This is a genomic window from Vreelandella lionensis (genome assembly GCF_002087295.1).
GTDB lineage: Bacteria > Pseudomonadota > Gammaproteobacteria > Pseudomonadales > Halomonadaceae > Vreelandella > Vreelandella lionensis.
Genome location: NZ_MWVI01000029.1, coordinates 1 through 25,671, shown reverse-complemented (window position 1 = coordinate 25,671; position 25,671 = coordinate 1). Strand labels below are relative to the sequence as shown.

The window sequence follows — 25,671 nt, the reverse complement described above, 5'->3', positions numbered from 1 at the left end:
ACTGAGCACCCCAGAGATGGCTATGCATGCTCCCCAGGGCGGTCTGCTGGTGGCCATAAAGGCAACCCTCAAACGCGACCTCACCCTGATGCTGCGCCGTCGTGGCGAAGTGCTCAATCCGCTGGTGTTCTTTGCGCTGGTGATTACCCTGTTTCCCATCGGTATTTCACCGGATCCAGAGCTGTTGGCAAGCATTGCGCCAGGGCTTTTTTGGGTGGCCGCACTGCTCGCGGCACTGCTTTCGCTGGATAGCCTGTTTCGCAGCGACTACGACGATGGCAGCCTGGAGCAACTATTACTGGCACCCCAGCCGCTGGCGGCGCTGGGGTTGGCAAAAGTGGCGGTACATTGGTTGCTGACGGGGCTGCCGCTGGCACTGATGGCACCGCTGCTGGGCATCATGCTGTCGCTTCCAGCGGGAAGCTACGCCGTGCTAGCGCTGTCGTTGGCACTCGGTACGGCCAGCTTGAGCTTAATTGGGGCGATCGGAGCGGCGCTAACAGTAGGGCTGGCCCGTGGCGGTGTGCTGCTCTCGCTGCTGGTGCTGCCGCTCTATATACCAGTACTAATTTTCGGCGCAGGTGCCGTACAAGCCGCTATTTTCGGCGAGGGCATTGCCGCGCATCTGGCGATTTTAGGCGCACTGTTAGCGCTGGCGCTGATGCTGGCTCCCTGGGCCATTGCGGCATCGCTGCGCATCAGCATTAACGGTTAGAGGACGGGAACACCATGTGGGCCTTTATCAACAAACTAAGATCACCCAAGTGGTTCTATGCCATTAGCGCCAAGCTGCAGCCACTTTTTTGGGTGGCGGCGACGCTGCTGCTGCTGGTAGGCACCGTCTGGGGGTTGGCCTTTGCGCCTGCGGACTATCAACAGGGCAATAGTTTTCGCATCATTTATGTCCACGTACCCGCCGCATTCCTAGCCCAATCCATCTTTGTCTCCATGGCGGTCTCCGGGCTGGTATTCATGGTCTGGAAGATCAAAGTGGCGGATATGGCCGCCACCGTGATGGCCCCGCTGGGTGCCGCGATGACCTTCGTGGCGCTTTTTTCGGGCGCAGTATGGGGCGTGCCCACCTGGGGAACCTGGTGGATGTGGGATGCACGGCTTACCTCCATGCTTATTCTGCTGTTTCTCTATCTGGGTGTGATTGCCTTGCGCGGTGCGTTTAGCAGCCGCGATAGCGGCTCGTGCCGCGTCGGTGCTGGCCATGGTCGGCGTCATCAATATCCCCATCATCAAGTACTCTGTCGATTGGTGTTATACCCTTCACCAGCCTGCCACTTTCACGATTACAGGGCGCTCTGCCATGACCATGGACATGTGGGCACCGCTGCTCATCATGGTATTGGGCTTTTACAGTTTTTTTATTGCCCTCACGCTGATGCGCACGCGCAGCGAAATTCTCCATCGAGAAGCCAACAAGCGCTGGGTGCGTGAGCTTGCCGAGGAGACGAACTAATGGCCTTTTCGTCGCTAAACGAATTTTTTGCCATGGGCGGTCACGCGGTTTACGTGTGGGCTGCCTGGGGAGTCACTGCGCTGTTGATGCTAGTGATCGTGTGGCACGCACGTCAGGAACGCCGCCAGCTACTCAACGTGGTAAAGCGCCGGGCGCGTCGTGAAAATGCCCAGCGCAACGCTCAGCCATCGCACGCGCAGCCCCTGCAAGAGCCAGTTAACTCTGCTCAGAAGGACGTTCACCATGACGCCTAAACGTAAACAGAAGCTGTTTGTTATCTTAGGGCTATTGTCGCTCACCGCCATTGCGGTGGGGCTCACCCTGTATGCGCTGCGCGCCAATATCAATCTGTTTTTCCAGCCCGGTACAAATTGCCCAAGGCGATGCCCCTATGGAGCGCCAAATTCGCGCGGGTGGCATGGTCAAAGAGGGCTCTGTGTCCCGCGACCCGGAAAGCCTGGATGTGGAGTTCGTGGTAACTGACTACGTGGATGATCGAGAGGTCTACTACAGCGGTATTCTGCCGGACCTGTTCCGTGAAGGGCAGGGCGTGGTGGTGGTTGGCGAGCTTCAGGCCGATGGCCGCCTCTACGCCGATAAAGTACTGGCGCGCCACGATGAAAACTACATGCCGCCTGAAGTGGCCCAGGCACTGGAAGAAGCAGGCTACTCCCCGGCCGACTTTCAAGCGAAAGCCGCCGAAGTGGGCAAGCGCCTAGAGCAGGAAGGCTCCCCAGAAGGAAGCGGCAATTAATGGCTGAACGCAGGCAACGCGATAAGGCCTGATGCTAATTCGGAGCGCCCATGTTAATTAAGATCATTCCTGAAATTGGCCACTTTGCAATGGTCATCGCGCTATTAATGGCGGTGGTGCAGGCAGTGATGCCGCTTGCTGGGGCAGCGACCCGTCGCCCGCTATGGATGGCCTATGGCCGTCCCATGGCTACCGGTCAATTCCTGTTCGTCGCCATTGCCTACCTCTGTTTAACCGCCAGCTATATGCTGGATGATTTCAGTGTCGCCAACGTGGCTAATAACTCCAACTCGTTGCTGCCCTGGTACTACAAGTTCAGCGCGGTGTGGGGTAACCATGAAGGCTCGGTGCTGCTGTGGAGCCTGATGCTAGCGGGCTGGGGTTATGCGGCGTCGGTCTTCTCGGGCGACTTGCCCCGCGACATGGTGGCCAGGGTGCAGGGCGTGATGGGCATGGTGTGTGTGGGCTTTCTGCTCTTCATTCTCGTGACCTCCAACCCCTTTGAACGCCTGCTACCCAACATGCCGCAGGATGGCGCGGACCTGAACCCACTGCTGCAGGATTTTGGCTTGGTGGTTCACCCGCCGATGCTCTACATGGGTTATGTGGGCTTTTCGGTGGTGTTTGCTTTCGCGATTGCCGCTCTGCTGGGCGGGCGCTTGGACGCCGCCTGGACCCGTTGGGCTCGCCCCTGGACCAACGTGGCCTGGGCGTTTCTCACCGTGGGGATCGCACTCGGCAGCTGGTGGGCCTACTACGAGCTTGGTTGGGGCGGCTGGTGGTTCTGGGATCCGGTAGAGAACGCCTCGCTGCTGCCCTGGCTAACGGGCACGGCGCTTGTTCACTCGCTGGCGGTGACCGAAAAACGTGGCTCGTTCAAGAGCTGGACGGTGCTGCTGGCGATCTCGACGTTCTCGCTGTCGCTGATGGGCACCTTCTTGGTGCGCTCGGGCGTACTGACCTCGGTCCATGCCTTTGCCAACGACCCCTCCCGTGGCTTCTTCATTTTGATGCTGCTGGCGATTACCGTCACGCTATCACTGCTGGTGTTTGCCCTGCGCGCGCCGCGGGTGAGCCATAAGGTCGGTTTTAACTGGCTCTCGCGGGATTCGCTGCTGCTGATCAACAACATCATTTTGGTCATTATGACCGTCACGGTGCTCTTGGGCACGGTGTACCCGCTGATTCTGGACTCTTTGGGGTTGGGTAAAATCAGCGTAGGCCCGCCTTACTTCAATGCGCTCTTTGTGCCGCTCACCGTGGTGATGTGTGTCTTCATGGGCTTGGGGCCGGTGGCGCGTTGGAAAAGCATGAGTGGTCGTGAGCTGTGGCGGAAGCTAGGTCTCGCGGCGGCAGCTGCCATCGTGCTGGGTGTGGCCATGCCGTTGATCTACGGCGGCGAGTGGAACCTGTGGGTGTCGCTGGGCATTATTTCTGCGCTGTGGATCGTCTGGCCGATGGCGCGCGCCCTGTTTGATAAGACCCGCCATGCCAGCTCGTTTGTCGCCGGGCTGCGCAAGCTCTCGCTCTCTTACTGGGGAATGGTGCTGGGCCACGTGGGCATTGCGGTGACCATCGTGGGCGTTGCCGTCGTTTCGAACTACAACATCGAACGTAACGTACGCATGTCGCCCGGCTCCACCGTGGAAGTGGCGGGCTACCAGTTCACTATGACGGAACTCCCCAACCGACGCGGCCCGAACTTCCTTGCTGATACCTCGATTATTCAGTTACAGCGCGGGGAAGAAGGGCGCAGCTTTTCGATGCGCCCTGAGAAGCGCCTCTATCTCGCCACCGGCATGCCCATGACCCAGGTGGCGCTGCGCCCCGGCCTGTTCCGCGACCTCTACGTGGCCATGGGTGAAGACCTGGGCGACGGCAGCTATGCCATGCGCGTCCAGTACAAGCCGTTTGTGCGCTGGCTGTGGTTAGGCGGCCTGCTCATGGCCTTCGGCGGCATCTTGGGGTAGCGGATAAGCGCTACCGCGGCGCAGCTGCGCGCCAACCGGCATCTTCACGTATTGATCAATCTCCGTCACAGGAGGCCACGGTATGACACGCCGCCTGCTGCTGCTTCTTTTACCCATCGGTTTTGTGGGCATCGCGCTGTTTCTCTATCAAGGGTTGGGGCGTGACCCTTCACAGCGAGACTCAGCGCTGATGGCGCGGGATTTTCCTGCGTTCGAAGCCTCCACGTTGCGGGATGCCAACCGTCAGGGGGACCAATCGCTGCTGACGGGTGAGGTCACGCTCGTCAACGTATGGGGCGAATGGTGCCCCGCCTGCAAGCAGGAAATGCCGCAGCTGTTAGAACTCGCTGATAACGGCATCCGTATGGTGGGCATCAACTACCGAGATACCCGCGAGAAAGGCCTGGAGTTTTTAAGCGAGTTTGGCGACCCCTTTGAAGTGAACGTCTTCGACCCCGAAGGCAGCATGGGCTTCGATCTCGGCGTTTACGGCGCGCCGGAAACGTTTTTGGTAGATGCCGACGGTGTCATTCGTTACCACCATAAAGGCTACGTATCACCTGAAGACGTTCGCGAGCGCATCCTGCCGGAGGTGGAAAAATGGCGTTAATGCGTTTGTTCGCTGCTGTCCTGCTAACGCTGGCGGGCAGCGTTGTCGCGGCAGGCATTGAACTCCGCGAGTTTGACGACCCGGTGATGGAGCAGCGCTACCGTGATCATACCTCCTCCATGCGCTGCCCGCTATGCGAAAACCAGGCGATCGATGACTCGGACGCGCCGATCTCTGGTGATATGCGCGAGCGGGTCTATCAGCTGCTTCAAGACGGTCAGTCGGATATCGAAATCATCAACCACATGGTGCAGCGCTTTGGGGAGTACATCCTCTACACCCCGCGCCTGGAAAACCGCACCTCCCTGCTGTGGGGGCTACCGATCGGGTTAGTGGTGCTAGGCATGCTGGTCGTCGTGCTGATGGTACGCGCCCGCCGCAATGCATCTGCGAAAGCGTTGAGCGCCGAAGAGCGCGCCCGCCTAGATGCCCTGATTAACCGCGAGAGGTCTTCATGACACCGCTCTGGATAGCGATTGCCTTACTGTTACTGCCTGCGCTGTGGCTATTAATTGCCCCCATGCGCGGTGCTAGTACCCTGCGTGACCAGCTTGACCATTTCGAAGCCAATGACACTTCGGCCGAACAGAACGTGGCGATTTTCCAACGCCGCTTGGCCTCGTTGGAGGCGGCTCGCGAGCGTGGCGATATTGACGACGCTCGCTTTAACGAAGACCGTTTAGAGCTAGAGCGCAGCCTGCCGGAAGACACGGCCCACCAAACTAAGCGTCCGCTGAAAACCGTGACCGCTGGACGACTGGTGGTGCCGCTGGTCATGGTTGCCGTGGTGGGAGCCAGCACCTTCTGGTACCAGCAGAATGGGGCAGAAGGCGACCTGACGCGCTATACGCCATCCAAGAGGAAGTTCGCAACGACCCGGAAGGCTCGATGGCTATGTTTCTGGAGCGCATGGAGGCCGAGGCCGAGCGTCAGCCCAACAACCCCAACGTGTGGAGTTCACTGTTTCCGCTCTACCGCGATACCGGCCAGCCCGAAAAAGCCGCCGATGCCCTGGAGCGTTTGATTGCCATTGAAGGGCGTATTCCACCGCTGCTCGCCCAGCTGGCGCAGCTACGCTTCTTTATGGCTGAGCGTGAACTAACCCCTGATGTTCAAGCGTTAGTGGATGAAACGCTAGAGTTAGACCCCCGCCAGCCCACCGTGCTGGGGCTGTTGGGCATCTACGCCTTCGATAACGGGGACTATGAAACGGCCATTGACCGCTGGCCGTCGCGCTGTTGCTAACATCGAAGATCCGGAAACGGCTGAGTCGCTGCGTGATGGCATTCGCGTTGCCCAAGAGCGCATGGGCGTAACGCCTGAGGCGCCTGCAGCGGCGCAGGGCCAAGGGGTGAGGGTAAACGTTTCCTTGGATGAAGCGCTGGTAGACAACGTCAGTGACGACGCCACGGGGTTCATCTCCGCGCGGGATATCGAGGGCGAGCTGCCGCCGCTGGCGGTGATACGTACGCAGGTTTCTGAGCGGCCGATGACCGTCGTGCTGGACGATACCGCCGCCATGTCGCCGCAAGCGCAAATCTCCCAGGTGCGCGAAGCACGCTTGGTGGTGCGTGTCTCAGAATCTGGGCAGGCCACGCCGCCGCCGGGCGATCTGTTTGGCGATTTGGAGAGCGTTAGCGTAGGTGCTATCAGCGAAGACGATGCGGCCAATGTCGTTATTAACCGTGTTTTTGAATAAAACCCACGAAAGCAACTTCTGCCAAGGGTCGCAATGCGCTTAACCTCTATTCGTCTCGTTGGGTTCAAGTCCTTTGTCGATCCGGTCACCGTGCCCTTCGATGGCAATATGACGGCCATCGTCGGGCCGAACGGCTGCGGTAAATCCAATATTATCGACGCCGTGCGCGGGGTGATGGGGGAGTCCTCCGCCAAAACCCTGCGCGGCGAATCCATGGCCGACGTTATTTTCAACGGCTCTACCGGGCGCAAGCCGGTAGGGCAGGCATCTATCGAGCTGAAGTTCGATAACCGCGATGGCGGTATGGGCGGTTTATACGCCCAGTACTCAGAAATTGCCGTTAAACGCCTGGTGACCCGGGATGGCCAGTCCAACTACTTCTTCAACGGCCAGAAGTGCCGCCGCCGGGATATCGCCGACCTGTTCATGGGGACCGGCCTAGGCCCGCGCTCCTACGCCATTATCGGCCAGGGCATGATCTCGCGGCTGATCGAAGCGCGCCCGGATGACCTTCGCGCCACCCTCGAAGAAGCCGCGGGGATCTCCAAGTACAAAGAGCGCCGTCGGGAAACCGAAAACCGCATGCGGCGCACCCAGGAGAACCTGGAGCGCCTGGACGACATTCGCGAAGAGCTGGATAAACAGCTCGAACGCCTCAAGCGCCAAGCGGAAGCCGCCAAGCATTACCAAGAGCTCAAACAGCAGGAGTATCGCTTAAAAGGCGAGCTGGCGCTGCTGCGTGGCCGCACCCTGCGGGCCGAACAGTCTCACAAGAGAGCCGCGTCCGCGAGCTGGAAATTGCCGTCGAAAAAGATGTGTTGGGCGTGCGCCAGTGCAAACCCCGCCTGGAGCAGGCCCGGGAACAGCACGACGAGCTGGCCGAAGTGCTGGACCGCCACCAGCAGCAGTTTTATGAAACCACCACGCGCATTGCCCGCTTAGAGCAAGACCAGGCCCACCGCCGCAGCCGCGAAGCGCAACTGGCCAACGATATTGCCACCGCGCGCCGGGATCTCGACGAGCAGCGCCAGGTCAGCGAGGGCGACCAGGAGCGGCTCGCGGTGATCGACGAGCGCTTTGAGGAGCTGCTGCCCGAGCATGAAGCGCTGGAAGAGCAGCTCGACATGCTCGAGCAACCCCTGGCCGAAGCAACGCCAGCGCTGGAAGCCGCCGAACAGCAGTGGGCCGACGCCGAAAACCGCTGGCGCGAGGCCAGCCGCGATGCCGACCGTAGCCAAGACCAACTGCGTGATTTAGAGCAGCGTATTGCCCGCCTGCAGGCAGAAGGGCAGCGCCGCCGCCAGCAGCGCGGCGAGCTGGCCGACATGACCGCGCTACAAAACGAGCACGCCGACTACCAAGCCCGCCTGGAAGAAGCCGACCAACGTGCCGATGCCTTCCAAGTGGAGCGTGAACAGTGGCAGCAGCGCTACAGCGATGCCAAAAGCGCCTACCAGCAAGCGGTGGCAGGGCGTGATGAGCAGCGCGCTGCGCTTAGCCAGCAGCAGGGCGAACTTGCCTCGCTGCAGGCGCTGATGGATGCCGCTCTGGCCGACCACGACCCTCAGCTAAGCGAAACGCTGGCCGCTCATGGCCTCGCCGATGCACCCCGCTTGGGTGAAGCCATTTCGGTCAGCCAAGGCTGGGAGCGGGTTATTTCCTGGCTACTCGCCCCTTGGTTAAACGCCCGACTGGTAGCCGCCCATCAGCTAAACGCGCTGCCCGAAGCGCTGGCGACGGAGTGGTGCTTGATTGATCAAGCGCCGCCTTCCACAGCCACGGCAGGCGCAGGCCATCGCCTCAGCGATTTGGTGAAAGGCGCGGGCGCGCTAACGGAGTGGTTAGCAAGTATTCACTATGTGGATACCGCCGAGGCGGCCGAAGCGCTGCTGCCTACGCTAGCTCCCGGTGAGAGTGTGGTCAGTCAAGACGGCGTATGGCGCGGTCGCGGCTGGCTGCACCAGCAATCGAACGGCGAGGGTGTCGATGCGCTATTAGTGACGCGTCGCCGCTTTGAGGAGCTGGCCGCAGAGCGTGAGCGGGCAGAAGAGGCGCTGGCACTCTTGGATGAACAGTGCGAAGCCGCCAACGAGACGATTGAAACGTTAGAACTGACTCGTGAGCAGCAGGCGGACCAGGAGCGCGACCACGCGGCCACCCGCCAACAGCTAGCGGTGCAAGAGCAGCGGCTTGCCCAATGCCTTGAGCATCTCTCCAGCCGCGCCACGGAGCTGGACGACGAACTGGCGCAACTGCAAGAAGATGAGGGGGAGTTAACGCTTACTTTAGAAGAGCAGCGCGCTCGTTGGCACACGGCCATGGAGCAACTGGAAACCGCCGCAGAAGCCCGCGAAACCAGCGCCGAACAGCGCCACCGCCAGCGTGAGCAGCGCGAGCAGCTCAACCAACAGCATGCCCCGCTCAAAGCGCGGCAGCAGGCGCTGGCCTTGGAACGTGAGCGCTTAAAAGCCGAACGCGACAGCCTGCGTGCGCAGCAGTCCCGCTCAAGCGATACCGAAGAGCGCCTCTCACTGCGTATTGCCGAGCTGGAAGAGTCCCGTGAAATGCTGGTCGAGCCCGACGAGCTGGCCGCAGAGGAGCTTGAAGAGCTGCTCCACCAGCGCGAACAGCAGGAACGGCGGCTCAACGAAACGCGCCAGCAGGCCCAAGCGCTGGCCGAGCAGCTGCGCAACGATGAGTTAGCCCGCCAGCAGCATGAGCGTAATCTGGAACAGAGCCGCGAACAGCTCCAGCAGCGCCGCATGGACGTGCAGGCGCTGGCGCTCAAAGCGGCGACCCAGGATGAGCAGTTAGCAGAACTAGGCCACGATGCCGATGCGCTCGCCAGTACGCTCGCCAGCGATGCCAGCGAACCTGCTTGGCAAGAGCGCTTGGAAAGTACCTCGGAAAAAATCCGCCGCCTGGGGGCGATCAACCTTGCGGCCATTGAGGAGTATGATCAGCAGGCCGAGCGGCGTAACTACCTCGAAGCCCAGCACGCCGAGCTTACCGAAGCCCTCGAAACGCTGGAGCGTGCCATTAAGCGGATTGACCAAGAAACCCGCGTCCGTTTCCGAGAGACGTTCGATCAGGTCAATAATGGCCTGCAAACGCTCTTTCCCCGTGTGTTTGGCGATGGGGCGGCGTGGCTGACGCTGACCGGTGATGACCTGTTGGAAACCGGCGTGGCCATCATGGCCCGACCGCCGGGTAAGAAGAACAGCACGATTCACCTGCTGTCCGGTGGGGAAAAAGCGCTGACTGCGCTGTCGCTGGTCTTTGCCATTTTCCAGCTCAACCCGGCCCCGTTCTGTATGCTGGATGAGGTCGACGCTCCGCTGGATGACGCCAACGTTGGCCGCTACGCCAAGCTGGTGAAAGAGATGTCCGAAAGCGTGCAGTTCATCTATATCACCCACAACAAGATTGCCATGGAAGCCGCCGAGCGCCTGATGGGGGTCACCATGCAGGAGCCCGGCGTTTCGCGTTTGGTTTCCGTGGGTATTGATGAGGCCGCTGAACTGGTGGACTAACCGTCTCATCGTCGTGCGATGCGCTCGGCTTATGGATAACAAAAGGCAAAGCGAAACGGCTTTCAAGGTATTTCCTTATTTGGCGGACAAGCGGTATATCCAGCTTGCCCCCTTGGTACTACCATGATGCATAGCCATGACAGTGGGTAGCCGCAATAGCTTGTATAACAGCGGGTTGAAAGGTCGGGCTGGTTGTGTAGGAGATTGTTCGAACAGAGTCTCGTGACACAGCTAGTGCAGGTACATCTGCCACGGATGAGTAGCCCTCATGCCAACAAGCGGTAGAAGAAACTAGCGGGAGTGTAAAACTTTCACTAGCATAACGTTTAAATAGAGTGATTTAAGCAGGTAGCTGTGTGGTGGTGCGGTCACGAGAGTACGCACGCATGAGATAATGCAAAACAGAAATAGCACTTTTGTTGGATGTTAAGGTCGGAAAAACTGCCTAAAAATCGCATATAGCAGTTGAAACGTGTGAAAATTAGTAGAAAGTGGTCCCATTCGTATCAACCGCGCTATGCTTAGTGGTAAATACCGTTTTATCAGAAGGTTCCCATATTGGGGTGTAGCCATTAGTACTGCGCCTAAGTAACCGGTTAGATGACCCATGGAATGCTCGACATGGAATTAAGAGAGTGGTTAATCATTCTAGGATTGGCGTTGGTGTCGCTTATCGTTGTTGACGGTGTGCGAAGGCTCCAGCGTCAGCGTCGTGTACCCCGGCTAGATCAAGCGGTAAAGGATTTACCCACCGCCAAGCTAGAAGAGTTCGACGACGAGGCGAAAGAGGCCGAGATCAATTGGGAACTGCCTAACGGCGGTGCCCGGGTCGTTAAGGCTGCTGACTACAGCGGGCTGGGTCAAAAACCCAAGCTAGAGCGCCAAGAGCATCCAGGGCCTTCTAGGGTGCTGTCTGATTTCCGTCGCTCGTTTACCAAATCCTCAGGAAAGCCAAAACCTGCAGCAGTGAAACCTAACAAGGCGGAGCCGGCTGTCCAGGCAGCTACTGTTAATGTGTCAGCAACAGCTGATGCGTCTGCTGAAACCAGAAACGAAATGCGAGAACCGCCACGTCGTGAGCCAAGTGTCTTTACAGCTCGTGAAGAGGCCCCGAAAGCAGAGGCCCCCCAGCCAGCGACCCCGGAGCCGTCCATGAGTGCCATGGAAGACGAAGCACCCCAGTCTCAGCAAACAGGTACAGCACCTGCGTCGTTCTCCGCCACTGATGAAGCACCTAGCGAACAGCCGAACACCGCTGAGCTAAACGCCTCTCATACACCAGAGCCCCATTCTGAGCTGGAAAGCAACCGAGCTCCTGAAGAGCCAGCGGCCGCTGAGCCAGATATTACTCCTGAGCCCGAGCCGGTGCTTCGCGCCGAGCCTGAAGATGCGGTATTTGCCAAGCACGCTTCCGACGCACCCAAGCGCCGCCAGTTGCGCGCCGACACGGCGGGCGATCACGAATTAGATGACGACGAAATTGACGAGTACCGACTGGTCGACTTTGAAGGCATTGGCCGTTCCTTCAAGCGGCGTATTATTGAGCGCCGTAAAGAGAAGGCCATTAAAAAAGCTGAAAAAGCCAAGCGTGCTGAAGCTTTAGCCAAACAGAAAGCCGAACGTAAAGCGCTGGAAGCCGAGCAGCGCCGTGAAGCGAAGCAGGCCGCTGAAGCGGAAAAAGCGCGTATTGCTCAAGAAAAAGCTCAAGCTCGCGAAGCCGCTGCAGCTAATGAAGCTGCCGCCCAACGCGACGCCGTGCAGCAGGCGCATGCCGAGCCTGAATTAGAGCGCTACGCAAACAGCGCTAGCCGCTATGAAGATCATTACCAGAGCGTTGATGACGAGTACGATGACGCTTATGCAGCCCAAGACAATGTTGTGCGCGCGCACCCTACGTTGGAAAAAGCTCTGCGTCATGACGTGAACGGCGAGCACGCTAAAGAGACGCTTGCCAATGCTGACGAGTTGGTAGTCATTAGCGTGCTGTCGCGTGATCCCGAAGGTTTTGATGGCGACAAGTTGCTTGAATTAATGATGGCCTGTGGGTTGCGCTATTGCCGCACGATGGGCGTCTTCAATCGCTTTGAAACGGAAAGCCCCAATAGCGAGCTGCAGTTCTCGATGGTGAACGTGCTCAAACCCGGCACTTTCCCCATTGAAGAGATGGATGAGTTTGTAACACCTGGGATCACTTTCTTAATGCCGCTGCCCGGTGCAGTAGATAGCTCGGCTGCTTTTGAAGCAATGGTCGAAACGGCCATGGTGGTGGTACGCCACATGGGCGGCGAGTTTAAAATGAAAACCGCAGCGTGATGACGGCGCAAACCATCGAGTTTGCGCGGCAGCGTGTTCATGAATTTGAGCGTCGCCACCGCCTGCACCGCCATATGCAGGCTCGCTAAACGCCGCGTTGCGCGAACACCCGCCTTCCCCAAGAAGGCGGGTGTTTTTGTTACTAATTACCTGTTTTATTTGTCTTCGGAACCTCTGAATGAGTCAGCCTGACCCCACCCTGCTGGAAGAGATCAGCCAACTGCGTGCTGATCTGGATGCCGCCAACTACCGCTACTACGTGCTAGACGAGCCAACGTTAACCGACGCTGACTACGACCGTAAGTTGCAGCGCTTAAAGCAGTTAGAGGGCGAGCACCCCGAGTTGATTTCCCCCGACTCGCCCACTCAGCGAGTCGGCGCCGCTCCGGCAGAGGGCTTTCCCGAGGTTGCCCATGCCATTCCGATGCTCTCGCTGGATAATGCCTTTAGTCGTGACGATATTGTGGCCTTTGCCGAACGCGTGGCGGAACGCTTGGAGTGTCAGGCAGAAGAGATTGAGTTTAGCTGCGAGCCGAAGCTGGATGGCGCGGCGGTATCGCTGGTGTATGAGCAGGGCGTGTTGGTCAGCGGTGCGACCCGTGGGGATGGCCGCACGGGGGAAGGCATTACCTCTAACCTGCGTACCTTGCGCTCGGTGCCGCTTAAGCTCATGGGCAAAAGCGTGCCTGAGTTGGTCGAAGTGCGCGGCGAAGTTATTATGCGCCACTCCGGCTTTGAAGCGCTCAACGAGCGCGCCAGAGAAGAGGGCAGCAAAGTATTTGCCAACCCGCGCAACGCTGCGGCTGGCAGCCTGCGCCAGCTCGACCCGCGCATTACGGCGACCCGCCCGTTGGAGTTCCACGCCTACCAAGCAGCACGCTTGGAGCCAGACTTGGGCGATGCCACCCACAGTGCGCTGATGGCACGGCTGTCCACCCTGGGCTTTCGCACTAGTGCAGAGTTAACCACGATGTACGGCCCCGACGCGGTAGCCGACTACTGCGAGCAGCTAGGCGCTAAACGCGACCAGCTTGGCTATGACATTGATGGCGTGGTGATTAAGGTCAACGACCTGCGCGACCAGCGGGAGCTGGGATTTGTGGCCCGTGCACCCCGCTGGGCGGTGGCGTTTAAATTCCCCGCTCAAGAAGAAGTCACGACCCTCAACGATGTGGAGTTTCAGGTAGGCCGTACTGGAGCGATTACGCCAGTGGCGCCCCTTGCGCCGGTCACCGTCGCAGGAGTGACCGTCTCTAACGCCACGCTGCATAACGCCGATGAAATTACTCGCTTGGGCGTGATGATTGGCGATACGGTAGCCATTCGCCGCGCAGGGGATGTGATTCCACAATGTGGTTCCAGTGGAGGAAGAGAAGCGCCCGGCGGATGCCCGTGTGATTACCTTCCCCGACCACTGCCCCGTGTGCGGCTCGGATATCGAGCGCCTGGAAGGCGAGGCGGTGGCACGCTGGTCTGGTGGGCTTTACTGCGGTGCCCGGCGTAAAGAGGCGCTGAAACACTTTGCCAGCCGTAAAGCGCTGGATATCGACGGCCTGGGCGAGAAGCTGATTGAACAGTGGGTGGATCAGGAGTGGGTGAAACGCCTGCCGATCTCTTCCATCTCAGCGTAGAGCAGCTAAAGAGCCTGCCGCGTATGGGTGAAAAGTCAGCGACGAATTTGGTTAACGCCCTGGAAAAAGCCAAACAGACCACGCTGGCGCGGTTTATCTACGCGCTGGGCATTCGTGAGGTGGGCGAAGCCACGGCCGCTAACGTCGCCAACCATTTCGGCACGCTGCAAGCGCTGCAAGACGCCGATCAAGCGGCGCTGGAAGCGGTGAATGACGTAGGCCCCATTGTCGCCAAGCATATCCACACGTTTTTTCGCCAGCCCCATAACCTGGAAACACTCCAAGCGCTGATTGAGGCGGGCATTACTTGGCAAGAGTCAGAAGTCACCCAAGGCCCCACGCCGCTAGAGGGCCAAACCTGGGTGCTGACCGGTGCCATGGAGAGCATGACCCGTGACGAAGGCAAGGCGCGGCTTCAGGCGCTGGGGGCCAAGGTAGCGGGCAGCGTCTCTAAAAAAACGACTTGCCTAGTGGCGGGCGAAGCTGCAGGCAGTAAGCTCACCAAAGCCGAGCAGTTGGGGGTTGAAGTGATCGACGAAGCCACCTTTATTGAGCGTTTAGCCGCTTGGGAGCAAAGTGAATGAGCCGATTTATCGAAGTGCCCGCGCGGATGCTGCCGCCAGAAACATTAACCGCGCTGCTGGAAGCGTTTGTTACCCGGCAAGGCTACGACACCACCGACGCCGGCGAAGGCATGAGCGGCTGGGTGGCCGAGCTCAGACAGCAGTTGGATCGTCACGAGCTGATCATTGCTCATGATCTAGAGCTTGAGATGACCGAAGTGATGACCCTCGCCCAATGGCGCTCCTTTGGGCGAGAGTTGGCGGATGACGAAGAAGAGGGCGACTACTGAGCCCGTACCAGCGCGCTAATCACCCGCCGCCCTGGGTGCAGATGATCAATAAGCGGCTGCTCAAGCGGTAGCGGCTCATCGCAAATGCGCGATGCGATAACCTCCGCACACAGCGGCGCGCTGGCAAGCCCTCGTGAGCCGTGGGCGGTGGAGATCCACAGCCCGGGGTAGTGCTCGCCGGTAATAGTAAGCACTTTAGAAGCATCTTTACGCAGCACTGCGTAATCCCGCTGCCATGCCGTCGCGTTGGGCACTGGACCAGCGTAAGGGGTTTTATCGGGGCTGGCGGCTCGCACCGCTGCCCGGCCTTCCAGTGCCTCTGGGCTTAACGAAACGCCGGATGCTTCAAACGCAGCCACCCACTCTGGCAGCGCTTGGCGTAGCTCATCAATATTGCGCTGGTGCTCTTCCTCGACCACTTGCGTTGTGGCGTTATTGGGCACAAAGCTGGCGCCAAAGGTCAGTACGTTATCCATCGGTGGTGATACATAGCCTCCCGCACATCCCACTTTAGTGGGCACCTTCGTACCTGCTGGCAGCGTTAGCTCGCTGACCTGGCCGCGCACCTGCTGCAACGGCAGCTCGGCGGTTTGCGCAAACTGGTTAGCCAGGGATGCCGTAGCCACGACCACATGATCAGCCTGCAGCGTTTCACCGCTGGTCAGCGTGACCTGCCACTGCGCCGTTTGGGAGGCTTGCTGGGCTTGCTTTAGCTCGGTGGCGTCGCCCTGTTGAAGAGTGATATTGGCGTGCTGCAGCAACTGTTCGCAGAGTTTTTTGGGCTGAACCCAACCCGCCTGGGGATAAAATAGCCCGTGGGCCGCAGAGACCGGCACGCCAGCTAGGCTGCTCAGCGCATCACTCTGTGCAGACACGACCGATTCCGGCAGCGGATGATTGGCCAGAAAACGCTGCTGGCGGTTCGCCTCTTTATCGCTTAGAGCGAGCTGTAACACGCCACAAGGCTGCCAGAGCGGAGGCTCTTGGGGGTGAGCCGTTGCCAGTTGGCCAAACCAGCGCCGGCTATACAGCAGCCCCGCTAAATAGAAGCGGCTTTGATGATTGGTTTCCACCGCCAGCTTCACATAGAGCGCCCCTTGACGATTGCCGGAGCCGCCCGCGCCAGGGGCGTCACGCTCAATCACCGTGACTTGCTTGCCGCGCTTAGCCAGCGCTGCCGCTACGCTGCTGCCCGCCATGCCCGCGCCAATTACAATCACGTGCTTTGCATCGCGGTGGGCAGGGGGCGTGAACCAGGGCGCCGCGTTGCGCCGCGTATCTGTGGGCGGTGCTTCTATACCGCCCGCTAGCATCTCTCGTTTACGTCCAAACCCCGGCCCTTTTTTCCAGTAAAACCCCGCCGCTTTCAGCCCGCGCTTGACGATGCCCGCACAGGTAAAGGTGGCAAAGGTGGCGCCAGGGCGGGAACGGGCCGCCATGGCTTCAAACAGTTCCGGCTGCCACATATCCGGGTTTTTAGAGGGGGCAAAGCCATCTAAAAACCAGGCATCGACTTGGCCCTCCAGCAGGTTCAGCCGTTCGGTGGTGTCGCCAAAGTGCAGGTCGAGGGTGACGCGCTCGCTTAGGTGCAAACGGTGGATGCCGCTTACCGCTTCCGGCCATAGCGCGCACAATACCTGTGAATAACCGGCAAGCGACGGCCACGCGCTTAGGGCGCGGGGAAAGCGCTTCCCGGTCGAGGGGAAATTTTTCTGTGGATAACAGATGCAGCCGTGCGCCTTTTGGGGCGTGCTGCTCAAAGCAGGCCCAGGCGCAGAGCATATTTAGCCCGGTGCCAAAGCCTGTCTCGCCAATCACAAAGGCCCGCGCTTCCTGCCACGCTGCAAAGCGCTCGGGAAGCTGGTTGGCCCCTAAAAAAACGTGCTCGGTTTCTGCACGCCCATCCTCACGGGAAAAATAGACGTCGTCGAAGGCGTCTGAATGGGGAGAAGTGTCGTTCCACGTCAGCTGTGGGGCGGTTAACGCCTCAAGTGGGGGTCGAGCCCTAGGGGATTGAGCAGGGCGTTGAGTCACGAGGGCATCCGTGGTGGCGATAATTGGTTAAAAAATGATCAATTTGTTAATCGGGGCGCTATCTCTGGCTTATAGAAAAGCGTCCGCCGAGTTTTCACAGAGTTTTCCACAGGCTCTGTGAAAAAGCGGGCGGACCCTCCACACTCGCCCCTATTGGTCAAGGCAAAACTTTTTTGAACGGCTTAACAATTACCTTGGCATAGACCCCAGCGATGATGTATGGATCGGCATCTGCCCAGGCTTGCGCGTCCTCTAAACTATCGAATTCCGCCACGACCAAGCTGCCACTGAAGCCCGCTTCGCCGGGGTCATTAGAATCAATCGCCGGGTGTGGGCCAGCCAGTACAAGGCGACCGTCATCGCGCAGTGCTTCAAGCCGCGCTAAGTGGTCGGGGCGGGCTGCTAAGCGGCGCTCTACGCTGTTGGCAACATCTTCACTGATAATGGCGTAAAGCATGGGGATAACTCCTTGAAGGCAGGGGTAACGTATCGGCCATAACATTGCCCGAACCCCGGTTAGCGCGCACCATGGCGAGCCTATTCGTGTTCTACACGCCTATTCTGACAAACTCCCCCCACGGCGTCATGCTAATGCCACTACTTCCTAATGCGCTTGCCTCAAACTTCCCGCCGTGTTCGATGCCGACCAGCGCTACTCGGTTGACCTGCACATGCACTGAACCGCTTCTGATGGGGCGCTTTCCCCGACGGATCTGGTAACCCTATGCGCTGGGCGTGGGCTTACTCACATGGCGCTCACCGACCACGACACCATGGATGGCGTGGAAGAAGCGAGCCACGCCGCCCAGAAGGCAGGGCTTTGCCTGGTGCCGGGATGTGAGTTATCCACCCGCTGGCAGGGGATTAATATTCACGTGGTAGCGCTAATGCCCGGCGGGCTGCAGGGGCCGATGATAGAGGGGCTTGAGCAGCAGCGGGAAGCGCGTATCAAGCGCGCTGAAGTGATCGCCGAGCGTTTAGAAAAAATGGGCTTACCCAACGCGCTGGAAAAAGCCCGCGCCCAGGCAGGCAGCGACCGCCCTCTGGGGCGGCCTGATTTTGCCCGAGCGTTGGTAGCAGAAGGTGTGGTGGCCGATTGGGCTGGCGCGTTTAAGCGCTACCTGGGCAGCGGCAAAAAAGGCGATGTTAAAGCCCATTGGCCGGAAATCAGCGAAGCAGTGGGCTGGGTCGTGGCCTCTGGCGGTGTGGCCGTGCTGGCCCACCCACTGCGCTACGGGCTTACCCGGCGCAAGCGCGGCCTGTTGATGGATACCTTTATGGCCGCAGGCGGGCAGGGCGTAGAGCTTGTTAGCGGCCAGCAAAACCCAGACGCCACCCGCGATTTAGCGCGCCAGTTGGTAGAGCGGGAGCTATACGCTTCGCTGGGCAGTGATTTCCACTTTCCCGGCAGCCATGCAGCGCCTGGCAGCATGAGCCCGGTGCCCCGTACCGCCGCGCCGCCTATTTGGCAGCACCCCCGTTTAGCCCACCTGCGCGATGCCCCGAGCGGTATGCTGGGTGCTAAGCCGCTGAATCAGCTAAGCTAAAAGTGATATCGCTAAAAACCTTAGCTAATAGATGCCTACAGGCAGGAGTAAGCGATGAGCCAATATTTTCAGATTCATCCGGAAAACCCGCAAAAGCGGCTGATTGACCAAGCCACCGAGATTATTCGTAAGGGTGGAGTAGTCGCTTACCCAACGGACTCAGGCTACGCGCTGGGCTGCCATTTAGGCGAAAAAAAGGCCATTGAGAAGATCAAATGGCTGCGCTCGCTGGATGACAAGCACAACTTTACCCTGGTGTGCTCGGACCTTTCCGAAATTGGCACTTACGCTAAAGTGGATAACGCCGTGTTCAGGCTGCTGAAGGCTCACACGCCCGGCCCCTACGCCTACATTTTGGATGCCACTACCGAAGTGCCGCGCTTGCTGCTGCACCCTAAGCGCCGCTCAATTGGTGTCCGGGTGCCCGATCACCGCATTACCCACGCGCTGCTAGAGGCGCTGGGTGAGCCGCTAATGAGCGTTACGCTGATTCCGGTAGGCGAAGCGCTGCCGATGAGCGACCCGGAAGAGATCCGTGACCGCTTTGGTGCCCATCTGGATCTGATTATTGATGGCGGCGCCTGCCATCTTGACCCAACCAGCGTGATTGACCTGCGTGAGCTGCCGCCGAAAATTGTGCGGGAAGGGCGCGGAGACATCACGCCATTTCAAGACTGATGCCGGAAAGGCTAGAAACGACGGGGGCGCCTAGCGCCCCCGTGTTTTGAGTGCCTGTTTGAGCACTGGTAGATAGTGGCGGTGACAACCGCTACGACTCGCTAGGAGCCTCATCGCCATTGTCTTCCTCTTTCTTCTGCGCTTTCTTGCGTGGGTCTTCGCTATTTTCATCCAGCCAGGTGCCGCAGCGTAGGCAGTAGCGGGCACGCTTTTCGTGGCGGTCGTGGCCGCAGCCAGGGCAGGCTTCTTCTGAGTAGCGGTCTTCACGAATCGAGCGGATCACTTGGGCAGAAAACACCCCGGTGGGCACGGCAATAATCGAGTAGCCAATCAGCATCAGAATCACTGTGATGGCTTTGCCCAGCGAAGTGGCGGGCACAATATCCCCATACCCGACGGTGGTAATGCTCACGATGGCCCAATATATCGACATGGGGATGCTGGTAAAGCCCGACTCAGGGGACTCAATAGTGTACATCAGCGCGGCAAACAGCGTGACTACCATGAGAATGCTACTGAAAAATAGCAAAATCTGGCGCAGGCTACGTTTAAGCGCATCCAGCAGCAGCCTGCCTTCCCCCACAAACTCCATCAGTCGCAAAATGCGGAAGATGCGTAACACCCGCAAAATCCGCACCATCACCAGCGCATGCGCGCCAGGCACCAGCAGCACTAGCCAAGTGGGGATAATTGCAATCACATCCACCACGCCGTAAAAGCTTTTTAAATACACCGTGGGGCGTTCAAGGCAGTAAAGCCGTACCAGCAGTTCCAGGCTAAACAGCAGTGTAAAGGCCCATTCGATGTAGAAGAAAATATGCCCATAACGCTCGGCATAAATCTCAACGCTACCGAGCAAAATCACCGCAACGCTGAGCAGAATGGCGACGATTAGCGCAATATCAAACGCCTTTGCCCCCGACGTATCGGATTCAAAAATAATATGGAACAGCCGGGCGCGGAATCCTTCGGCGCCGGGAGTAAGGGGAAAGCTCATCGCGTCATCCTGAGGTGGGCTTAATGAGTGGTTGAAACGTGTTTAGCGTAGCGCGGTTTCATAAGCGAAGCGACGTGCCAAATTTAACGCAGCCGCGCCGTAGGCGTTGGTGGGCATGCCCGCGCTATCTAATGCCTTAGGCAGCATCTCAGCATCTGCCCGTGCGGCGCTATCCAGCTGCGGGTGCTGGGCAAGCGTTGCCAATGCCTGCTGCGCGGCGATTAAGTGCGTCGCGTCACCGCTATCGTGATAGGCGTCGAGTGCGACTGTCGCGCGGTGTAGCCACTCGGCCGGGTGCTGGGCATCAGGCAGCGGCCACTGCTGGCGGCCCAGCGCATTGCCCCGCGATGCCTTACTGCTGTCGGAGGGGCGCAGTGGTACTTGGCTGGCCAGCTCGGCCGCCAGCGACCATAGCGCCTCAGGGTCGCCTGCTTTTAACTCTAGCTCCACTTCGCAAATCGGCGCGCGAGCCTTGCCACAAACGATCTCGCCCTCATCCAGCACCAGCTCAATCTTGCTGCCTTGCCAGGCAAGCTGCCAACTGCGGCGGGTGAAGTCTGTGCTTAGCGTCGGGCGCAGGGCCGCAATTTTGTCTGCTAACGCGTTTTGAAAGGGCGGCAGGGCGGCCAGGGCGGATTGATCTAAGCTGGGGTCAGGAACTTGCCACTCCCACTCCTGTCGGCTGGAGAGCCCGCCACCCCCTTGGCCTGCGGTTTTTACCGTCTGCAATACTTGGCTATCCAGCTGGCGCAGGCGCACCGCTATTCGTGCGGCGGCTAAATCTCCCGCCGGGGTATCGAAGTAGGTGTTGGCCAGCTGCTGCTGAACGGGGGGAGTGCTGGCGAGCACCGGATGGTGTAACAGCGCGTCGATCTGGGTGGGCGGCAGCGCCAGTTTTAGCTCTCCCCCGGTCGGTTCTGGCATACTGGTTGAGTTTTTCATGACAATCGCCACCTCACTATTGTGACATTTTGGTTAATTTTTGATGACATTATGAACTTTTCATGACGGCGGCGGACGCACTCTTTATCCTGGCGCCCGCCATTTCCAGGCTCCCCGAAAACAGGCTAAAGGCTATATGGTAACCTCCAACCCTTTGTCCGCGATGTTTGGCCGCTCGCCATTCCAGCCGCTGCTGGCCCACATCGTCAAGGCCAATGAATGTGCCGACCAACTGTTGCCGTTCTTCGAGGCAACACTTGTCGGTGATTGGGACACGGCGGCTGAGCTGCGCGAGAACGTCACGCGCTTAGAGCACGACGCCGACACCCTGAAAACAGAACTGCGGCTGAACCTGCCTAACACCATGTTCCTGCCGGTATCGCGTTCTGACCTGCTCGATTTGATCAGTGTTCAGGACAAGATTGCCAACAAAGTGCGCGACATTACCGGCATTATGCTGGGCCGTAAAATGCGCGTACCCAATGAGCTGGCCGAACCGATGCGCGACTACATGCGCACCAGTGTGGCCTGTGTGGGCCAAAGCCCGCCAAGCGCTTGAAGAATTGAAAGACCTGCTGGAATCCGGTTTTGGTCGCAACGTTTCCGATGTCATGCAAAACATGATCCGCGAACTCCACACCCTTGAGCACCAGGCCGACAGCCAGCAGGTGGCGATTCGTCGTCAGCTGTTTGAGCTTGAGAGCCAGCTGCCGCCGGTGGATGTGATCTTCCTCTACAAGATCATCGAGTGGGTTGGCGAAGTCTCTGATCGCGCTGAACGCGTGGGCAGTCGCCTGCAGATTTTGACCGCACGCTAAGGGATACTCATGCAGATTATTGCCCAGCACGGTGACATTTTTATCATTCTGGCCTGTTTATTTGGTTTCTTTATGGCATGGGGCGTTGGCGCAAACGATGTCGCTAACGCCATGGGAACCTCGGTGGGGTCGAAAGCGATTACCATCAAGCAGGCGATCCTTATTGCCGTTGTCTTTGAGTTTTTAGGCGCATGGCTGGCCGGTGGCGAAGTTACCAACACCATTCGTAAAGGCATCATCGACCCGGAGTTGCTGCAGGAAGTCCCGCAACTGCTGGTGTACGGTATGTTAGCGGCGCTGCTGGCAGCGGGAACCTGGCTGCTAGTGGCCTCCATGAAAGGCTGGCCCGTTTCCACCACGCACTCCATTGTGGGCGCGATTGTGGGCTTCGCGGTGGCAGGCCTGGGGGCTTCTACCGTGGATTGGGGAGCGGTTACAAATATTGCGGCAAGCTGGGTCGTTTCCCCGCTGCTGGCCGGTACCATCGGCTTTGTGCTGTTCAAATCGGTCCACCACCTGATTTTTGAAAACGATAACCCGTTTACCGCCGCCAAGCGCTACGTGCCGGGCTATGTATTTTTGGTGGGCTTTATTGTTGCCATGGTCACGCTGACCAAAGGGCTCTCCCACGTGGGGCTCGACCTGACCTTTAACCAAAGCCTGCTGCTCTCCATCCTGCTCGGCTTGGTCATTATGGGTATTGGCATGCTGATGCAGCGCCGCATCAAATTCGAAAAGACCGCTAACGACCATTTTGGTTACGCCAACGTGGAGCGAGTGTTCGGCGTACTAATGATCTTCACCGCCTGTGCCATGGCCTTTGCCCACGGCTCTAATGATGTTGCCAATGCGGTTGGCCCGCTGGCAGCGGTGATCAGCGTGGTGCAAACCGGCGGCGAAATTGAGGGCTCGGCCCTTGTGCCCTGGTGGGTGCTGGTACTAGGTGGCGGCGGTATCGTCGTTGGCTTGGTTACCTATGGCCATAAAGTCATCGCGACGGTCGGTACCGGCATTACTGAGCTGACGCCAAGCCGTGGTTTTGCGGCCACCCTGGCGGCGGCTACCACTGTAGTGCTGGCATCGGGCACTGGTCTGCCCATCTCGACCACTCACACCCTAGTCGGCGCGGTGCTGGGCGTAGGCTTGGCCCGTGGTATGCCGGCGCTTAACCCGCGGGTGTTTGGCACCATTGCCATGTCGTGGCTGATTACGCTGCCTGCTGGTGCTGGTTTGGCGATTCTGTTCTTCTTTATGTTTAAAGGCATGTTTGGTTAACAGACGGAGCTAACTCCGCACCGCACGCCACAGCTCGGCTGACCGCCAAGCCTACAGCGGCACCTTCTTAGCACACGCTCTTTGAATAAGATCTTTGCAATAGAAGGTGCCGCTGTTTTTTGTGCTCTGTTAAAGTAAACAGCGTTACCTTCATTCACCTGCTGCCGGAGAGCGGCCCTTGGACACTCGTTTCCCCTTTGTAGATTGGTTTCGTAACGCCTCCCCATACATTAATGCGCACCGGGGGCGAACCTTTGTCATCTTGATTGAGGGCGAAGCCATGGCGTCTGGCCGAGGGGAGCAGCTCATCCAGGATTTAGCGCTGCTGCACACCTTAGGTGTGCGCTTGGTAGTGGTGTTCGGCATTCGCCCTCAGGTACATGAGGCACTGACTGCCGCTGGCGTAGAACCCACCCGGGTGGATGGCCGCTGGGTGGCCGATCGCGCGGTGATGGCCCACGTTGAGCAGGTAGCGGCGCACCAGCGGCTATGGCTGGAAGCCCGGCTTTCCCTTGGCCTGCCCAGCACGCCGCTACACGGCGTAGAACTCAGCGTGATTTCCGGCAACTTGGTCACCGCCAAGCCGCTTGGTGTGCGCGAAGGAGTGGATTTTGACCATAGCGGCGAAGTGCGCCGGGTGCGTGCCAGCGCTATTGAAGGTCTGCTGGAAAAAGGCTCGCTAGTGCTGCTGCCGCCGCTGGGCTTCTCCAGCACGGGTGAAGTGTTCGATTTAGACGCCTCGGAAGTGGCCCAGCACGCCGCCGTGGCTCTAAAGGCCGATAAACTGATTCTACTGGGCGAGTCGGAAGGGTTGGAGGACGAGCAGGGCGCGCTCTTGCGCCAGCTTTCCCCTTTTGAGGCAGAGCCGCGCCTGCAGCAAGCCGCGCCGGGTAGCGAATTGGCGCGACACTTGAGTGCTGCCTGCACCGCCGCCCGTGAGGGTGTAGCACGCACTCACTTGCTCTCGTGGCGCAATCACGACGCGCTGCTGGGCGAGCTATTCACCCGTGACGGCGTGGGCACCATGATTACCCAGCACCGCTACGAACAGCTGCGCCCCGCCACGCTGAACGATGTGGCAGGCCTGCTAGAGCTGCTAGAGCCGCTAGAGCGGCGCGGTATGCTGGTAGCACGCTCCCGCGAGCGGTTAGAGCGCACGAAATTGATGATTACATGGTGATTGAGCGGGACGGCATGGTAATTGGCTGCGCAGCGCTACACGTCTTCCCTGAGACCACCGTAGGTGAGCTAGCCTGCGTCGCCGTTCACGGCAACTACCGGGGTGGCGAACGCGGCGAGCGGCTAGTGGAAGCCCAAAGAGCGCCGAGCGCGCCAGCGCGGGCTTTCCGAAATGTTTGTACTCACCACCCCCACCGCCCACTGGTTTGTAGAGCGCGGCTTCCGCGCCGCAAGCCTTGAAGACCTGCCGCCTTTAAAACGCGAAACCTATAACCACGCCCGTAAAGCTAAGGTGTTGGTGAAAAATTTGGCGGGGTAGTGGGAAAAACTGACACCATGCACGCTATCTACTACCTCACTAGAGACAGTATGCGCTATGGTAAAAGAAACTAACCAGGAGATGTCGCCATGAGTCTCAAAAGTGTTGTACACATTGCAAGTGTCACTACTATTTTTCCGCAAAAGAGGCAGGCGCTCAAACCTGTTGAATTTGTAGCGCATGAGTGAGATGCAGAGGCATTGAGAAGCGATTTTCTAAAGGTTGGAAAAGATATGCAAAAAGCGATGGAGCAATATGACCGATTCCCCAAGCTCTCACACTCGTGATTCATCGCAGCAATCACCAGCTTCTTATAACACTCAAAGTATTATTGCTCAACAATTGACCTACTCAGGACCCTTGCCACCTTCTGCTGAAATGGAGAAATACGAGCGCATCAGCCCAGGCGCTGCAGATCGTATTTTAGCAATGGCTGAGAAGGAACAAGCGCATCGCCACAAGCAAGAAGACAAAGAAAACGCCGCCAACTCTCGTATTGCTGAGTCAAATATACGCTCTCAGGATGCCAGTATCAGCGAGATCAAGCGCGGCTAATGGATGGCCTACAGCCTTGGCTACTGTATTTATAAAGGTGCGTAACCAAGCAGTAGTGTAAGCAGGGAGAGAGTGTGATGGGTAGGGCGGCACAGCCGCCCCAGAAGACTGCTCAGGTATTGAGAATCACACCGCCGTTCAAGTGCATGGTTTGGCCGCTCATGTAAGACGATTCCTCGCTGGCCAAGTAGACATACGCCGGTCCGATTTCGCTAGGCTGGCCGGGGCGCTTCATGGGCACTTGGTTGCCAAATTCCGCTACTTTATCTTCCTCGAAGCTTGCTGGAATCAGCGGCGTCCAGATGGGGCCTGGGGCCACGGCGTTGACGCGAATCCCGCGATCCATCAGCGACATCGCCAACGAACGTACCAAGCCCTGAATAGCACCTTTGGTGGCGTTGCAATCAATCAGGGTCGTTGCCCTTGAACGCGTTGATGGAGGAGGTGGCAATAATCGTATCGCCCTGGTAATCCCCCCATTTTCAGAGGGTTTCAA

The 25,671-nt window shown here is 58.8% G+C and carries 11 protein-coding genes and 12 pseudogenes; 18 read left to right on the top strand and 5 right to left on the bottom strand.

Annotated features, from left to right (window positions below; translation table 11 throughout):
- Window positions 1–16: 16 nt before the first annotated feature.
- The 12 genes and pseudogenes from ccmB (at window position 17) to B4967_RS03605 (ending at window position 14,831) form a co-directional block, all read left to right on the top strand.
- A complete protein-coding gene (gene ccmB / locus B4967_RS03660; RefSeq protein ID WP_083023698.1) occupies window positions 17–715 on the top strand; it encodes a heme exporter protein CcmB in 699 nt (232 codons plus the stop codon).
- Between the two features lie 14 nt (window positions 716–729).
- A pseudogene (locus B4967_RS03655) lies at window positions 730–1,468 on the top strand (heme ABC transporter permease).
- A complete protein-coding gene (gene ccmD / locus B4967_RS03650; protein ID WP_044629993.1) occupies window positions 1,468–1,722 on the top strand; it encodes a heme exporter protein CcmD in 255 nt (84 codons plus the stop codon). Before B4967_RS03655 ends, ccmD begins: the two are co-directional and overlap by 1 nt.
- Window positions 1,712–2,222, top strand: a pseudogene (ccmE, locus tag B4967_RS03645) (cytochrome c maturation protein CcmE). Before ccmD ends, ccmE begins: the two are co-directional and overlap by 11 nt.
- Window positions 2,223–2,272: 50 nt before the next feature.
- Window positions 2,273–4,278 (top strand): annotated as a pseudogene (locus tag B4967_RS03640) (heme lyase CcmF/NrfE family subunit).
- Window positions 4,275–4,802 (top strand): DsbE family thiol:disulfide interchange protein, encoded by a 528-nt coding sequence (locus B4967_RS03635; RefSeq protein WP_083023662.1) that lies wholly within the window; start codon window positions 4,275–4,277, stop codon window positions 4,800–4,802. The pseudogene B4967_RS03640 and the gene B4967_RS03635 overlap by 4 nt, the downstream one beginning before the upstream one ends.
- Window positions 4,793–5,260 carry a cytochrome c-type biogenesis protein gene (locus B4967_RS03630; protein WP_083023660.1) on the top strand — a complete coding sequence of 156 codons (468 nt, stop codon included), beginning with the start codon at window positions 4,793–4,795 and terminating at the stop codon, window positions 5,258–5,260. Before B4967_RS03635 ends, B4967_RS03630 begins: the two co-directional genes overlap by 10 nt.
- Window positions 5,257–6,501, top strand: a pseudogene (ccmI, locus tag B4967_RS03625) (c-type cytochrome biogenesis protein CcmI). The gene B4967_RS03630 and the pseudogene ccmI overlap by 4 nt, the downstream one beginning before the upstream one ends.
- Window positions 6,502–6,534: 33 nt before the next feature.
- A pseudogene (gene smc, locus B4967_RS03620) lies at window positions 6,535–10,034 on the top strand (chromosome segregation protein SMC).
- 621 nt (window positions 10,035–10,655) lie between these two features.
- Window positions 10,656–12,436, top strand: a pseudogene (locus B4967_RS03615) (cell division protein ZipA).
- Between the two features lie 89 nt (window positions 12,437–12,525).
- Window positions 12,526–14,562, top strand: a pseudogene (gene ligA, locus B4967_RS03610) (NAD-dependent DNA ligase LigA).
- Window positions 14,559–14,831 (top strand): YheU family protein, encoded by a 273-nt coding sequence (locus B4967_RS03605; protein WP_083023658.1) that lies wholly within the window; start codon window positions 14,559–14,561, stop codon window positions 14,829–14,831. The pseudogene ligA and the gene B4967_RS03605 overlap by 4 nt, the downstream one beginning before the upstream one ends.
- Here B4967_RS03605 and mnmC read toward each other — a convergent pair.
- Together mnmC and B4967_RS03595 are read right to left on the bottom strand one after the other, a co-directional pair.
- A pseudogene (gene mnmC, locus B4967_RS03600) lies at window positions 14,825–16,865 on the bottom strand (bifunctional tRNA (5-methylaminomethyl-2-thiouridine)(34)-methyltransferase MnmC2/FAD-dependent 5-carboxymethylaminomethyl-2-thiouridine(34) oxidoreductase MnmC1). The gene B4967_RS03605 and the pseudogene mnmC overlap by 7 nt on opposite strands.
- Before the next feature lie 157 nt (window positions 16,866–17,022).
- Window positions 17,023–17,322 (bottom strand): YciI family protein, encoded by a 300-nt coding sequence (locus B4967_RS03595; RefSeq protein WP_083023656.1) that lies wholly within the window; start codon window positions 17,320–17,322, stop codon window positions 17,023–17,025.
- Between the two features lie 214 nt (window positions 17,323–17,536).
- Here B4967_RS03595 and B4967_RS03590 point away from each other — a divergent pair.
- Window positions 17,537–18,412 (top strand): annotated as a pseudogene (locus tag B4967_RS03590) (PHP domain-containing protein).
- A gap of 54 nt (window positions 18,413–18,466) precedes the next feature.
- A complete protein-coding gene (locus tag B4967_RS03585) occupies window positions 18,467–19,090 on the top strand; it encodes an L-threonylcarbamoyladenylate synthase (protein ID WP_083023654.1) in 624 nt (207 codons plus the stop codon).
- A 91-nt stretch (window positions 19,091–19,181) separates the two neighbouring features.
- Here B4967_RS03585 and B4967_RS03580 read toward each other — a convergent pair whose 3' ends face one another.
- On the bottom strand, window positions 19,182–20,087 hold the full coding sequence (locus B4967_RS03580; RefSeq protein WP_083023653.1) for an ion transporter: 906 nt from the start codon (window positions 20,085–20,087) through the stop codon (window positions 19,182–19,184).
- Between the two features lie 42 nt (window positions 20,088–20,129).
- A complete protein-coding gene (locus tag B4967_RS03575; protein WP_083023651.1) occupies window positions 20,130–21,029 on the bottom strand; it encodes a CYTH domain-containing protein in 900 nt (299 codons plus the stop codon).
- A gap of 136 nt (window positions 21,030–21,165) precedes the next feature.
- Between B4967_RS03575 and B4967_RS03570 the strand changes: the two are divergent.
- The 4 genes and pseudogenes from B4967_RS03570 (at window position 21,166) to B4967_RS03555 (ending at window position 25,175) form a co-directional block, all read left to right on the top strand.
- Window positions 21,166–21,847, top strand: a pseudogene (locus tag B4967_RS03570) (TIGR00153 family protein).
- Window positions 21,848–21,856: 9 nt separating this feature from the next.
- On the top strand, window positions 21,857–23,122 hold the full coding sequence (locus tag B4967_RS03565; RefSeq protein WP_083023645.1) for an inorganic phosphate transporter: 1,266 nt from the start codon (window positions 21,857–21,859) through the stop codon (window positions 23,120–23,122).
- Window positions 23,123–23,300: 178 nt separating this feature from the next.
- Window positions 23,301–24,620, top strand: a pseudogene (gene argA, locus B4967_RS03560) (amino-acid N-acetyltransferase).
- Between the two features lie 255 nt (window positions 24,621–24,875).
- Complete coding sequence (locus B4967_RS03555) at window positions 24,876–25,175, top strand: DUF2335 domain-containing protein (protein WP_083023643.1); 300 nt, start codon at window positions 24,876–24,878, stop codon at window positions 25,173–25,175.
- A gap of 112 nt (window positions 25,176–25,287) precedes the next feature.
- Here B4967_RS03555 and B4967_RS03550 read toward each other — a convergent pair.
- Window positions 25,288–25,642, bottom strand: a pseudogene (locus B4967_RS03550) (SDR family oxidoreductase); the annotation flags it as partial.
- Window positions 25,643–25,671: the final 29 nt, after the last annotated feature.

Excerpts from the sequence above, each read along its gene's own strand:
- B4967_RS03580 (WP_083023653.1), bottom strand. The coding sequence starts at position 20,087 with ATGAGCTTTCCCCTTACTCCCGGCGCCGAAGGATTCCGCGCCCGGCTG.
- B4967_RS03630 (WP_083023660.1), top strand. The coding sequence starts at position 4,793 with ATGGCGTTAATGCGTTTGTTCGCTGCTGTCCTGCTAACGCTGGCGGGC.
- B4967_RS03635 (WP_083023662.1), top strand. The coding sequence starts at position 4,275 with ATGACACGCCGCCTGCTGCTGCTTCTTTTACCCATCGGTTTTGTGGGC.
- ccmB (WP_083023698.1), top strand. The coding sequence starts at position 17 with ATGGCTATGCATGCTCCCCAGGGCGGTCTGCTGGTGGCCATAAAGGCA.
- B4967_RS03605 (WP_083023658.1), top strand. The coding sequence starts at position 14,559 with ATGAGCCGATTTATCGAAGTGCCCGCGCGGATGCTGCCGCCAGAAACA.
- B4967_RS03595 (WP_083023656.1), bottom strand. The coding sequence starts at position 17,322 with ATGCTTTACGCCATTATCAGTGAAGATGTTGCCAACAGCGTAGAGCGC.
- B4967_RS03575 (WP_083023651.1), bottom strand. The coding sequence starts at position 21,029 with ATGAAAAACTCAACCAGTATGCCAGAACCGACCGGGGGAGAGCTAAAA.
- B4967_RS03585 (WP_083023654.1), top strand. The coding sequence starts at position 18,467 with ATGAGCCAATATTTTCAGATTCATCCGGAAAACCCGCAAAAGCGGCTG.
- B4967_RS03555 (WP_083023643.1), top strand. The coding sequence starts at position 24,876 with ATGACCGATTCCCCAAGCTCTCACACTCGTGATTCATCGCAGCAATCA.
- ccmD (WP_044629993.1), top strand. The coding sequence starts at position 1,468 with ATGGCCTTTTCGTCGCTAAACGAATTTTTTGCCATGGGCGGTCACGCG.
- B4967_RS03565 (WP_083023645.1), top strand. The coding sequence starts at position 21,857 with ATGCAGATTATTGCCCAGCACGGTGACATTTTTATCATTCTGGCCTGT.